We start from the raw sequence: 12,571 nt of genomic DNA on the forward strand, positions 1-12,571 counted from the left end.
AGGGGAAAAGGAATTACGAATGAAAACGGCGTTTTATACCGTCTTTAAAACGATTTCTTTTTTTCTAATTTATTGTTTTCTAATGGAAGGCGTATCCTATCCGGGGGCGCTTTCCTTCCGCGAAAAGAAAAAAAACGTGGAGCGCAGGATTAAAGTTCTGGAGGAATCGGCTAAGTCCGTTCCTTATCGGAACCAGAACTCGAACTGGGAACGTCTGAAAAATTCTCAAAACCGTTTTCAAAACGCGTATCGATCCGGAACCTCTCAGGAAAGGGAGGAGTCCCTTCTTCTTTTGGAACGCGCCGTCGCGCAGATCACCCCACAATTTGCCGAAGAGGGAAAAAAGCTCGCACAGGGGTTGATCGTCCGTTATTCGGAAGCGTATCTTCACGGAAAAGATCATAAGGAAGAAACGGTTCCAGACGCACGTAGGGAAGAACGCGCGGCGTCTTATTTTCGAATGGCCAAAGAGGAATTAGCTCTCGCGGAAAAGTTCGACCGGGATAGGAACGATTCGTATGCAATCGTCCTCTACGGAAGATCGATCCGTTATTCGCTTTCGGCCCTTGAAACGATGGGTTTCGAAACGCCGGACGGTTACGAAAACGTTCCGGTAAAAAAAGCGAAACGTCTTTAACGCGTGTTCGGCGACGACTCGAGATCTTTTCGTTTAACGTATTTCAACGTTCTTCGGGAGGGATCGCCGAAAGTTTTTTGGCGAATCGTTCGTGTTCTTCTTCGTTTATCGGTCTGATCTTTTTGAAAGTGCCCGCCGGATATTTTCCCAAATAGTTGTCTCCTTTCCAATTCGTTTTCGGACGAATGGGACGAGGAACGAAATTTCCTCCGCAATTCGGGCAAATACCGTGGAGGTGACGTTCGTTACATTCCGCGCAGAACGTACATTCGAAGGAACAGATCACTACATCCTTGGTTTCGGGAGGAAGATCCTTTCCACAATTTTCACAGACCGGTCTTAGTTCGAGCATGACCGTACGCTGTTTTCGATTCGCGGAAAAACAATCCGTTTTTTTTTATTTCATTTCCCCAAACGAGTCGTTGATTCCAAAATCTAAGTCGTGTTACGTTGACGATGAAATCAACGTATGCGGGGTTTTATCTTTGTTCGATCTTGTCTTCCGATGTCTTTCGCTCCGATTCGGGGGAGTTTTCGGAGGAAACCTTTTCCTTCTCAGGAACTTTTTCCTGATCGGAAGTGAAATCGTATTTTTCTAATTTAGAATTTTCTAATTCTGTAATTTCGATCGATACGGCCGCGGTGATGGCGTAATCGTAAAGACGATAATCATCGCCTCGATACAAAGGATATCGATACGATAGATTGAAATTCAGCCGCTCCGAAAGATTCACCGAGAACCCCAGGCTCGCTTCCCGAAAGATAGAGGGGACTTTTCCTTCGTTGTTTTTTTTGAGATCCACTCCTTCGTAAGGAGTTCTATAAAGATATCCTACGAAAAAGGAAAGACCCGGCTTCCAAAGATAAGTGACGTAGGCGGAAAGGAGCGTGGCTTTTTTTAACTCGTAAACTTCGTCGGGCGCGGTTGAAGAAGGATTTCGAAGCCAATAAGGAATGCCGTCGTTGTCTTGGAGATTGTTCGGTCTCGATTTGGACAAGGGAAAAATTCCGCTGGCCTTTCCCACAAAACTGAACTTCCCGGTCAGATAACCGAGGGTTAATCCCGGGATTCCCGAATAGTAATTTCCTCCGGTGAATTTGTCCGTGTCAGGGCCGGACGGAAAACCCAGATTGGCGCTCAATACTACGAAGTAATTTTTTTGGAAATCTATCAGAGGGAGGTATTTGATTCCGATATACGTTTTGCCGATCCGAGCGGCGTCCGATCTGTTCTTCTGCTCGTAATAATTGTAGGGAGTGCTCAGATTTAGGGCGAACATTCCGTTTTTCAGGTTCATTTCCCCGTAGAACGTAGTAGTATGAATATTGCTGTTTTCGTTTGTCTGTTTATAAAAATCCTGCGTTAATACGAAGTAGTTCGCTGGTTTTTCGCGTTTGCCGGTGAAAGGATCCACGAAACGGGTTGAGGCCTGGTCGCTTCCTCCCATTCCGGTGTGGTGTGAATAGGCGGAGTCTGCGAATAACGAACAAAGGGCGAGAAATATTAGAAGTTTATGTTTCATTAAAATACCGTGCAGCCGGTCGGAAATACGACTCTGTCTTGTCGGGAGATATTGGCCAATATCGATACGTAGAGGTTCGTATTCTGATACGGATTGATTTCCACCGGATCCGCAAGCGCCGAAATCGTATCCAACAGGGAAACCCCGTTCTGATCCGGAAAAATTCCGTTCCAAAGCCAGTTTACCGGAAACGCCGCTTGTAGTTCGGGTGCGACGTCGATTCTGCAACGCGGAAAAAGTTCCGTAACGAAATCGGTGGTCCTAATTCTCACGTTACGCGTCACACCGGCCGGTACGGTCCTTTCGATCCGGAAACGAAGATCCATGGACCGGATTTTATATTTTACCGAAGCCAAATAACCCGCGGGCGCTCCCGAAATCGAGGGAGCCTGAGACACGTGTACGTCTCCGGTCAAAATAGTTCCGTTCGAGGTCTCCATTCCGCTATCCGTAAAGGAGGGAGTTCCGTACTCCTGCGCGTACGGAGAAGTTACGGGAAGATCCAAAGGGACCGTATAAGGAGTGTGCGATTGTGTCGAGTGCTCTCCGTTGGAAATCGTTCTCGATTGTCCGGGCACGACCGGGACCGGGTTGGGATTGATCCGGATCGATACGCCGTTCCAAATGATTTCGGAACCGGTTTGAAGAAGGATACGATACGTCGAGGTTCCGGAAACTACGTCGAACGAAGAAATGTTCGCATCCTGCTGGTCATCCGTATAATTAATGTTAGGTGAAAAGGAGGAAGGACGTTGTCCATAAAGAGTCAAAAGTCTTTGTAGGGTTTTGGCCTCCTCTTTTTCGGAATTGCCGACCGAGCCGAAGGTGCAGGCGCCCGTCGCGACGAGGACGAGCGCGTATTTAAAAAGGATCGCTGTGGGACGGATCATTTACAAACTCCGTATCCGTTAAACTTTTTAAGAAATTGACCAAGTCGGTTTTTTCTCCGGCGGTCAAACCCATGGGAAATACGAACGCGTTTTTGTTGGGGTTGGATCTCCCGTCTCCGGCGTCTGGACCGACGGTCAGGTTTCTTCCACCTTCATTGTAGTGTTCGACGACTTCCTCCAGCGTGGCGATGGAGCCGTCGTGCATATACGGCGCCGTCAATTCCACGTTGCGGAGGGAAGGAGCCCTGAATTTTCCCCGATCGGAGTTTTGTCCGGTAAATTCGAAAATTCCCTGATTGCCGGCCGGATAGTTTCCCGTCCCGCCTACGTTGTACAAACCGTTGTTGTGAAAGGTAACTTCCTCCAAAACCGTTCCGCTATGAACGCTGGTCGCGGATAGGTTGAAACCTCCGTGACAATGAAAACATTCCCCTTTTTCGGAGAAAAAAATCTGGGCTCCGCGTAGGATCGACGCTCTTTTTGCCGTGTCGCCTAACGCGGATAAATCGCCGTCATACAGATATTTATCGTAAGGAGAACGGCCTGAAATCAGAGTGCGTTCGAAACTTGCGATCGCCTTGATCATATTGGGGACGGTGAAGGGATCCCCGATAGGAAACGCTTTCGGAAACATTTCCGCGTATCTCGCGTCCGTTCTCAGTCGATCCAGGAGTTCTTCCTCGCGATCGGCTAATCCGAGTTCGACGGGCGATTCCCCGAACAAAGGAACGAACATCTGATCCTCCAACTCGCGCAGCACCGGGTTGGCCCAGGTTTGTCGTAGGTTGTATACGATATTGACCAACGCTTGGGAGTTCCGAGGATGCGCCTGACCCGTGGAACCCACTGCCGTTAAAAGTCCGTCCGTAAACGCTTTGGATTGTAAGTGGCAACTTCCGCAGGATTGTGTTCGATTTCCGGAAAGTTTCGTATCGTAAAATAGAAATCTTCCCAGGTCCACCTTTTCCTGAGTCATCGGGTTCGTGGCCGGCACCAAAGGGACGGGAAATCCTTTCGGAAGATTCCAGACGTAGGAGTTTTGCGGAATTCCCAGAAGAACGAGCCAACTTTCGTCTTTCTTTTTTTCCTTTTCGAAAGGAGAGAAAGGAAGAACCCCCGAACCGCATTTTAGAAACGATATCACGAAAATTAAATATACAAAAAATCTCATATAGATTCCCTTAAAAAACCCGGAACATTCGTTCCGGGCCGAAAACGTACACTTTCTAATTCTTAGGTTTTATCTTAAACACCGGTTGAACTGCGGTTTGCGGTTGGCCAGTCGCTAGTACCAATCCGATATTCGGAAAAAGCGTGGCACAACCCGCGCTCATCATTCCCGCCGTCGCCGACATACACATCACCGCGGCAGGGTCGGCGGCGAGATCGATTCCCTGTAACAGGGCTTGTATGTCGATTTTGATCTCTTGTGTGGCGGGATTGAATCCTCCTTCCGGCGTTAAGGTTACGGGAATCCGATTGGCTCTGGCACAGGTGCTCGTACTTCCGGTTCCGGTGCAATCTCCGCCTCCTATATGAAAGGAAGCACCCTGGGCCGCATTGACGGTTTCATCGGTTTCAAAATCCAATTTTAAGAATTTGTAACCTCCGGTCCAACCCCAGAACATACCCGAAAGATTCAGAGGGGCGGGTTGATTGTCTGCGTCGAGGTGATTGAGTTCTTCCGGAACTCCGACGATGAATTTGACTCCCCGGAAGATTCCCGAAGGAACGTTACCCGAAACCGTGTTGTTGGTTTCTACGGTACCGTCGCATTGTCCGGTTTTATCCTCGAAGTCAAGGAGACTAACGTTTCCAGTTTGGAATTTACCGTCCTGGTTGAGAACGATCGGAATTTCCTCTCCCGAGTCGGTGATCAACGCGACTCCGTGGACGTACAATCGGAAATCGTGCAGACGAAAGGTCGTACTTTCGGCGATATGAGCGTTCGGAATAAACGGAACGGTTTCGAGGACGTTTTCGTGTCCGCGCAGAGTCGCTCCGCATTGGAGTTTTTGCGTTCCCGCATACGCTCCGAATTGGATTCCTGGAACTCCCGAGAAGGCTACGGCCGCGGCCATCGTCAAAAGTTCGTTATCGTCCTTTTTTTTGTCCCAAGGACAATGAACGAGTGAAACACAGAAAATACAGATCCATAGACGGATCGCAGTTTTTTTAAACATAAATGACTCCTAAAAATTTCCCGATTTAAAACGAACCGAGTCCGGGAACTTCGGAACGTGTGAGGAGCTTTAGGAAAAACGAGGAGGTTCGAAGGGAATACGGGAAAGTAGAATTCCAGTATTAGAATATTCTAAACTGAGAATACAATGGATTTCTGAGATAGGTTCCGGATACGAGACCGGAAGAGGGGACGACCAGGCGGAATAGAACGCGCGCAACTGGGAAAGTTTGTTCTCCGCCTTTTTGCACGCGCAGGTATGTGTTTCTCCCTTTTTTGCGGAATGACAATCGGGAAGCTGCCCCGTTTGTGTCGAGGTTGCACCCGCCAACGTTTTGTCGAAATACCGCGCGTCTTCTCCGTTCGAGTGTTTTTGCAATCTGCTTCCGTGATTGCATTCGCAGATTTTTGCCTTTTCGGAGAGGACACAACCGAATAAACCGCTGGAGAAGACGATTCCTTGGAAAAGAACGGAGACTGATAAGAAGAGGGAAAGGAAGGATTTCATCCCAGGGTGATCTTCAGTTTGGAAAGAACCAATTGAAGACCCTCGCTGAGTTTTACTTCGGAAATCGCGATTTCCTCCTTCTTTAATTCGGAGATAAATTTTAGAATACGATTGAGCACCATGGAAGGGATGGCGACGACGGGCGTTAGATCCAGCGCGACGGATGCGGGGCGGATTTCCCGAATTTTGGAAAGGATTTCCTCCATTTCCGAAGATTCGATGGAACATATATTCTTACGAAATTCGATCCGAAACAGATCCTTATCGGGATAGATTGTGGATTCTTCCAGTTGCAACATAAAAAGGAACGCGATACTCCCATTTTAGGAACGGATTTTTTCTGGAAACAAAAAAATCCCCGGATTTCACAAGGGACAAAATCCGTTCGGACTTCTTCGGATTTTATGTTTCGAAAAAAACACGTTTTGGTTTTTGTATCTCATGCAAACCGAAAAAGAAACGACCCGAAATGGCGAACGCCGACCGCGTCCGTGCGATTTCGGTTTGTTTGGATGGATGGCGTTTGCGCTCCTTTTGATCCTTCCTTTGTTCGATTTTTATCCTTGGAAATTTCGAATCGGATTTAGCGTTTTTTTTCTCCTCTTTGCGGTTCTCGATTTTTTTTCTCCGATCGCGGCTACGTTTTTGCTCGCGGCTTCGGGCCCGTTTTTCGGCAATCATCCCGGTGGAAGATTTTTGGAACTCCAGGATTGTCTTTGGATTTTTTGGAGCGTGCGGGGAACGGCCGAGGCATTTCGATCCAAACTACTTGGAAATTTATTTTTTCCGGGAGAATGGAAAACGAATCCGTCTCCGTCTCCGTTTTTGTTGTTCGCCTTTTTTGGAGCGGGAAGTTTGAGTCTGGCGGTCAATCCGGAACTGATCGCCGATTGGACGTATTTTAGAAAATCCTGGTTCGGATTTTTGCATTCCACGGAGCTCGAACCGTTTTATCCGTTTAAGGTTTTGGGAACAGGGCTCCTTTTTTCGTTCGGCTTTTTGTCGAGAACGGTTTGGATGCGTTCGATCGGTAAGGAAAGTAGGTTTACGTTTTGGTTCGGTTTCGGAGTTTCCTTCGGATTTTTATTTTCGGTTGTGATCGGTTGGTCGGAGTATTTTTTTCCAACCGTAAAATCGTTGTTAGACGCATATCATATTTGGTTGGACGGTTACAAACTTACCGCTCCTCCTCATCTTATACTACCCTTTTCGGATCGGATCCTTCCGAACACGGCGATCCAATCCCTTTTTTGGAATCGAAGTTGGTTTGCCGTTTATCTCGTGGCCTCGTTTCCGTTTTTGTTTGAAACCCTCTTTTCCTTTTTCCGAACGGAAGGATTTCGGTCGTTTTTTTCTCGTCCTTTCGTAAAATCCGCGCTTTTATTTTCCGTCTTGGCGGGAACGGGGATCACCTTTGTTTGGATCGGTGCACGGGGAGCATTTTTGGCGTTTGCGGCCCTCGTTTGCGGAACTTCGATTCATTTCGTATATTCTAAAATACGAATAGACCCGAATCTTAGAAAACGGATTTCGTTTTTGTCCGCGGCGGCGATCGTCTCCGTAGCGATTCTGTTTCCACTTTTCGTCCTATACGTTTCGAAAGAGGCGGATCCGGAACGTTTCGTGCAGTTCCGAACCGGATTTCGAATCGGAATCGACAAACTTTTGTTAGGCGGCGGATTCGAATCCTTCGGATGGTTCAACGAATGTTGTGCGGATTCGAACGGGCGGGCCGCCGGATATCATACTTCTCACAATCAGTGGATCCAGGTTTTTTCGGGAACCGGTCTCGTCGGGGTTTTGTTTTTCTCTTTTTTATGGGGGTTTTTCCTTTACGAACGATTACAGGAAGGAACGAGAAACGGCTCCGTTTTGAGGGCTTCTTTTTTATTCGGTTCGATGTTTGCGGTGTTGGTATATTCGTTTTTTCAGGAATGGTTTTACCTTCGTTCCGTTTATTTTCTATGGATCGTTTGTTTTTTGTCGTTCTCGGGTTCCGGGCAAGCCGCTTCGGATTTTTCTTTTTTCTTTTCGGAAAAGCGATCGGAGTTTCAAAAACGTTTCGCGGAATTCGGAGGAGTCGCACCGTTTTTCGTGTCGATCCTGTTCGTTTTGCTTTTGTTTTGCTCCGTATTCTTCTTTCCGACGAATCGATATCGATACGGAATTTATCAACCTCCCGCGGCCAAAGATCCGTCCGAGCTCTGGATCTTGGAGGGAAACGGCAGTTGGCCCGTTTTTTCGGGGAAGAAAGGAATTCGCGCCGATTTCGAGGCGTTTGCGGACGCGGATTTTTTTTCCGCGGAATGGAATCGTCGAAAAACGGTTAAAACCGGACTTTCCCGGGGAGAAGTTTGGACGGATTCTTTTTACGCCGATGAATTCGATAAAATGAATATTCTGAAAACGGAATGTATTTTGCGTGAGGACGAATTTTTTCCTGACCTTTCCCTTTTTTGGAAACGGGAAATCTCGGATCCGGAAACGAGAAAATTCTGCGTTCGAATCCGGATTTCTCCGGGCTTCTGAATTTTACGTTATGCGATCCGTTCCGGTCACAGTCGTCATTCCAACGTATAACCGAGCCGATTCGATTTGTGCCGCGTTGGAGAGCGTTTTTTCTCAGACCGTTTTTCCCGAGGAGATATTGATCGTGGACGACGGTTCGGACGACGAAACCGTTTTCGTATTAAACGAAAAGTTTCGGGAACAACGGGATAAATTCCGGATTCTTTCGCTCGAACACGGTGGAGTGAGTCGCGCACGCAACCGGGGTGTTCAAAACGCGAATCAGGATTGGATCGCCTTTTTGGATTCGGACGACGTATGGCTTCCGCAAAAGTTGGAACGTCAATGGGACACGATCCAAGAAGAGGGCGGGGAAATTTTGCAAACGCAGGAAATCTGGATTCGCAACGGTCGAAGAATCAATCCTCCCGTTCATCTTCTCAAAAAAAACGGGGACATTTTCGATTTGAGTCTGGAGTTTTGTGCGATCACCCCGTCTTCCGTCTTACTAAAAAAGGAGTTGTATCAAAACGCCGGCGGAATGGACGAATCACTTCCCGCGTGCGAAGACTATGATCTTTGGCTGCGGATTACAGCGCGTCATCCGGTGCGCCTTTTGGACGAACTTCTTCTCATACGTTATGCGGGACACGAGGACCAACTCTCTTTCCGTTATCCCGTGATGGATCGATTTCGAATTTACTCTATTCTAAAATTATTGAATTCCGATTTATTAAACGACATACAGAGGAAGTCCGCGGAAAGAATTCTGTTTATAAAGTGGAACATATTGAAACAAGGAAGAGTCAAACGAAACCTTTGGAACGAATCCGATGACCTCCTTTTGTCTCGAGTTTTAGAGAACGGATTCGATTCCTCATTCGGTTTTGCGTTAAAACGATTTTTACTTCAGGAAGAAACTTGGTCCAAGGGTTGATCTTTCTTTTTTAGTCGCGTTTCGATTTCTGGTTTTCTTTTTATAGCCCGCATTTACGATCAACCACTCTACCGGCTTGAAATTCGGTTATATTCAGGAGTTGTTATGTTAGAAGGTATGAATGAGATTCTAAAAAAGATCAAGAGTCAGACGATGGACGCTCTTGCTCACGAAATTCTTAAAAGCGAAATCATGCGGACGAGGATTTTGTTTTCCTATTTTTTATTTATGGTGAGCGTGATCGGATTCGCGTTTTTTTTCCTAAAGGAAAAGATTGCGAGAGAAGCCGGAATCAATTTTCCGTTCGGAACCACGCTGGCCGTCACGCTTACGATCGCCGCTTACGAATACGGAGTGTATCGACTGCTTCTTTATTTTCAGAAACGGGGAAAGGTGATTTTTGCGACGGGCAGATTTGCGAACGCTTTTGTCGAAATCTCCTTCGTAACCGCGTTGTTGTGGATCAATATGGGAGTTTTTGAATCCCCGCTCATCGCTTTGTTTTCCCCGGCTACGTTGGTGTATTTCGTTTTTATCATCCTTTCGGTGTTACGTTTGGAGTTTTTTCTGAGCGTTTTTACCGGGTTGGTGGCCGGTTTGGAATTTTTAGCGCTTTCGATTCACGTCAATCCACAGGTGCAAAATTCGATTTCTTTGAAGTTTTTCACTTCTTTGTCGCCGTTGATCGGTAAGTCGGCTACGTTTTTTCTCTCAGGTGTGATCGCCGGATTCGTCGCTTTGCAGCTCAAACGTGCGTTAGTCGCTTCTTCCGCCGCCGTTCAGGAAAAAAATCAGGTGATCGGTATGTTCGGTCAATACGTTTCTCCGGATGTGGTGGACAAACTTTTGGAGCAGAAGACCGGGAATTTTTCGGAATCGAAACACGTTTGTGTCATGTTTTTGGATATCCGCAATTTCACGCGGTTTTCCGAAAAACGTTCTCCGGGAGAAGTCATCGATTATCTCAACTATATCTTTTCCCATCTCATCGATATCGTAAACGTTCATAACGGCATGATCAATAAATTCTTGGGAGACGGTTTTATGGCGGTTTTCGGGGCGCCTCTTTCCGATTCGGGCAATGACGTGGAAAACGCGGTGAACGCTTCTCTGGCCCTGTTGCGTAAGATAGAACAACTCAATCAAGAGGGAAAAATCCCGGATACGCAGATCGGAATCGGTTTACACTACGGCTCGGCGATGACTGGAAACATTGGTTCCGAAGCGAGAAAGGAATATACGATCATCGGGGATGTGGTCAACCTCGCGTCCCGCGTGGAACAGTTGAACAAGGAATTCGGCACTAAGTTGCTCGTTACCGAAGCGGTGTTTCAAACCGTAAAAGACAAGGTTCCGGGAAGACATATCTCCTCCTTACAAGTAAAAGGAAGAGAGGAGCCCGTGGTCGTGTTCGAACTGGGGAAGGTCTAAAGCCAGAATTCGAATTCCTTTTGGAATTTTATCGGATTCCATTCTAAGATTTGGTATTCCGCGACTCCGTTTTTGTGGAACGGATCGCGGCGGTAGAATTCTTCCATCGTATTGCGATCTTTTGCGCGCGCGATAAAAATTCCTCCGGTTCTCGGTTCTTGCGGTCCGGATGCGAGAAGGATTTTTTGTTCGTATCCTTGGGAGAGATATTCTCTGTGTTCCAGGACGTGGCGATCCACGATTTCTAAGGGAACGAGATAACGCAGAATTACGATAAACTGTTTCATGGAAGTTCCAAAACTAAAAACGATTCGTTTGTTTTAAAGCGAAATTCATCGGAATGTTTCCCGAACGGAAACGACCGATCGTATCGTTTACAAACCGAAATTCCTTCGTTCTTTTTTTTCAATGAGTCGCGAAATAGTTCCGGTTTTTGTCTCAGTCGGGAAGGCTCGAGTTGTATGTTTTCCACACAAGAAAGGATACGGACGATTTCCTTTCCCAAAGGAGAATTTTATGACTCTGGATTTTAGAACAAAAGCGAAAACGATTTTTATTTTGATTACTCTTCTGATTTTTGTTCGATGTGATCAAAATTCTCGCAGTGAAGACGCTACGATTCCGCTTCTTTCCCTCGTGGCGAAGGTGGGAAATACGGACGGAATCGAATCGCAAACGAACACTGACGCGAGCGATTCGGTTCCGAATCATTCCTCTCGGCCGGAAATGATTTCGAATTCGGAATTCGATCCCAACGTTTTGCAGAGTGAAGGTCCGGATCTGATTCCCACGGGAATTACGAATTTCTTTTCTCTTCCGGCTGGAACGGTTTTTCAAGAAGGCGTTTTTATCATGAATTCCGGAAACGCGACTGCCAGTGGAAATTCTCCTTCCCAAAAAGGTTATAAAGTCGATTTTTTTCTTTCTAAAAATCAGGATGGGGTCGAGGCAAAGCCGATCCGTTTGGGTAGTTTGTTTGTTACGAAGGATTTGGCGCCGGGACATGGGGAATTTCTGCAGGAAAGACTTCAGATTCCAAGAGATACATCCGCAGGATCGTACAATCTTTGTGTGAACGTCGATCCGGAAGAGATCATTTCGGAATCGAAGGAAGACAACAACACGTTTTGTGTTTCTTTACAAATCACGAATTCATCGAACATTTTGCCCGATTTAGTGATTCCTCGCGCTTCGATTTATCCGAGCGGGATGAAATGTAGAGCGGGAAAGCCGATGCTTTTTATCACCGCCGAAGTCAAAAACATAGGAAACTCGGCCAGCCCTTCCTCCTTGAACGTGGGTCTTTTGAGCGCCCTCGATACCAAAGGTGAAGTTTGGGGCGCTGGAAACGGGGTTTGGGGTAACGGAATCGGGTTGGAAGCGATTCAGCCCGGTCAAACCGTTACCGTTACGTTTCCTATCTATTACTTGCAAAGAGATCCGTCGTTTATGGAAGGCTCGCATACCTTTGATCTGAGAGTGAACCGCGGTAACTGGATTCAGGAATCGGATACGAAGAACAACGTATATAAGAAGAGTTTGGAAATTACGATTCCGGATGATTATTGCAAAAATCATCCCGGTTGATTCGAGACAAAACGTTCCCGTAGACTGATCGTTGTCGGAATTACGACGATTCGTCCGTGATACGCGGCGGCCCCACCCTGATTGGGTGGAGGAGGAGAGGTGGCGGGAAAACTTCCGGGAAGACTCTCCTATCACAGATCCGCCTTTTTTTCGAACGTTTTTTCGTGTGGTGGTCATAGTCGGAATTCCGACGGTATTTTATCGGAAACGCGGTGGACCGACCGGTTCCTGTTTTTTTTCGAAAAATTTTAGAACTTTTTTAGGGCCCCGCGTGAGCGATCGAAGCGGAAATACTGCAGCGCACCATTTTAATTTTTTTGAATATTCAAATGTTATCATTTTCTATCGATCTTTCGGAGAAAATAGGA

13 protein-coding genes are annotated in these 12,571 nt (G+C 46.8%); 5 read left to right on the top strand and 8 right to left on the bottom strand.

Annotated features, from left to right (window positions below; all coding sequences use genetic code 11):
• Positions 1 to 19 precede the first annotated feature (19 nt).
• The gene (locus tag EHQ17_RS14080) at positions 20 to 637 is read left to right on the top strand and encodes a hypothetical protein (RefSeq protein ID WP_246057559.1); all 618 of its coding nucleotides are present in this window, start codon (positions 20 to 22) and stop codon (positions 635 to 637) included.
• Between the two features lie 43 nt (positions 638 to 680).
• On the opposite strand, the gene EHQ17_RS14085 is transcribed toward EHQ17_RS14080, so the two are convergent.
• The 7 genes from EHQ17_RS14085 to EHQ17_RS14115 form a co-directional block, all read right to left on the bottom strand.
• Positions 681 to 989, bottom strand: coding sequence for a DUF1272 domain-containing protein (locus EHQ17_RS14085; protein WP_135595642.1), 309 nt, complete (start codon positions 987 to 989; stop codon positions 681 to 683).
• 127 nt (positions 990 to 1,116) lie between these two features.
• Positions 1,117 to 2,160, bottom strand: a complete 1,044-nt coding sequence (locus EHQ17_RS14090) for an LIC11086 family outer membrane transporter (RefSeq protein ID WP_135595643.1) — start codon at positions 2,158 to 2,160, stop codon at positions 1,117 to 1,119.
• Positions 2,160 to 3,050 (bottom strand): laminin/fibronectin-binding adhesin Lsa30, encoded by an 891-nt coding sequence (gene lsa30 / locus EHQ17_RS14095; protein WP_135595644.1) that lies wholly within the window; start codon positions 3,048 to 3,050, stop codon positions 2,160 to 2,162. Before lsa30 ends, EHQ17_RS14090 begins: the two co-directional genes overlap by 1 nt.
• Entirely contained in the window at positions 3,022 to 4,221 is a 1,200-nt protein-coding gene (locus tag EHQ17_RS14100; RefSeq protein ID WP_135595645.1) for a methanobactin export MATE transporter MbnM, read from the bottom strand. Before EHQ17_RS14100 ends, lsa30 begins: the two co-directional genes overlap by 29 nt.
• 55 nt (positions 4,222 to 4,276) lie before the next feature.
• Positions 4,277 to 5,233, bottom strand: coding sequence for an MbnP family copper-binding protein (locus tag EHQ17_RS14105; RefSeq protein ID WP_135595646.1), 957 nt, complete (start codon positions 5,231 to 5,233; stop codon positions 4,277 to 4,279).
• A gap of 69 nt (positions 5,234 to 5,302) precedes the next feature.
• Entirely contained in the window at positions 5,303 to 5,740 is a 438-nt protein-coding gene (locus EHQ17_RS14110; protein WP_135595647.1) for an LIC_11090 family protein, read from the bottom strand.
• Positions 5,737 to 6,039 carry a sulfate transporter gene (locus EHQ17_RS14115; RefSeq protein ID WP_135595648.1) on the bottom strand — a complete coding sequence of 101 codons (303 nt, stop codon included), beginning with the start codon at positions 6,037 to 6,039 and terminating at the stop codon, positions 5,737 to 5,739. Before EHQ17_RS14115 ends, EHQ17_RS14110 begins: the two co-directional genes overlap by 4 nt.
• A gap of 217 nt (positions 6,040 to 6,256) precedes the next feature.
• On the opposite strand from EHQ17_RS14115, the gene EHQ17_RS14120 reads away from it, so the two are divergent.
• The 3 genes from EHQ17_RS14120 (at position 6,257) to EHQ17_RS14130 (ending at position 10,616) form a co-directional block, all read left to right on the top strand.
• Positions 6,257 to 8,269, top strand: coding sequence for an O-antigen ligase family protein (locus tag EHQ17_RS14120; RefSeq protein ID WP_135595649.1), 2,013 nt, complete (start codon positions 6,257 to 6,259; stop codon positions 8,267 to 8,269).
• A gap of 10 nt (positions 8,270 to 8,279) precedes the next feature.
• On the top strand, positions 8,280 to 9,185 hold the full coding sequence (locus tag EHQ17_RS14125) for a glycosyltransferase family 2 protein (protein ID WP_135595650.1): 906 nt from the start codon (positions 8,280 to 8,282) through the stop codon (positions 9,183 to 9,185).
• A gap of 105 nt (positions 9,186 to 9,290) precedes the next feature.
• Positions 9,291 to 10,616 (top strand): adenylate/guanylate cyclase domain-containing protein, encoded by a 1,326-nt coding sequence (locus EHQ17_RS14130; RefSeq protein ID WP_135595651.1) that lies wholly within the window; start codon positions 9,291 to 9,293, stop codon positions 10,614 to 10,616.
• Here the strand turns inward: EHQ17_RS14130 and EHQ17_RS14135 are convergent.
• Positions 10,613 to 10,903, bottom strand: coding sequence for a YciI family protein (locus tag EHQ17_RS14135; protein ID WP_135595652.1), 291 nt, complete (start codon positions 10,901 to 10,903; stop codon positions 10,613 to 10,615). The genes EHQ17_RS14130 and EHQ17_RS14135 overlap by 4 nt on opposite strands.
• A 229-nt stretch (positions 10,904 to 11,132) precedes the next feature.
• On the opposite strand from EHQ17_RS14135, the gene EHQ17_RS14140 reads away from it, so the two are divergent.
• On the top strand, positions 11,133 to 12,203 hold the full coding sequence (locus EHQ17_RS14140) for a CARDB domain-containing protein (RefSeq protein WP_135595653.1): 1,071 nt from the start codon (positions 11,133 to 11,135) through the stop codon (positions 12,201 to 12,203).
• The last annotated feature ends 368 nt before the right edge of the window (positions 12,204 to 12,571 follow it).

The organism is Leptospira gomenensis, from assembly GCF_004770155.1.
Taxonomy (GTDB): domain Bacteria; phylum Spirochaetota; class Leptospiria; order Leptospirales; family Leptospiraceae; genus Leptospira; species Leptospira gomenensis.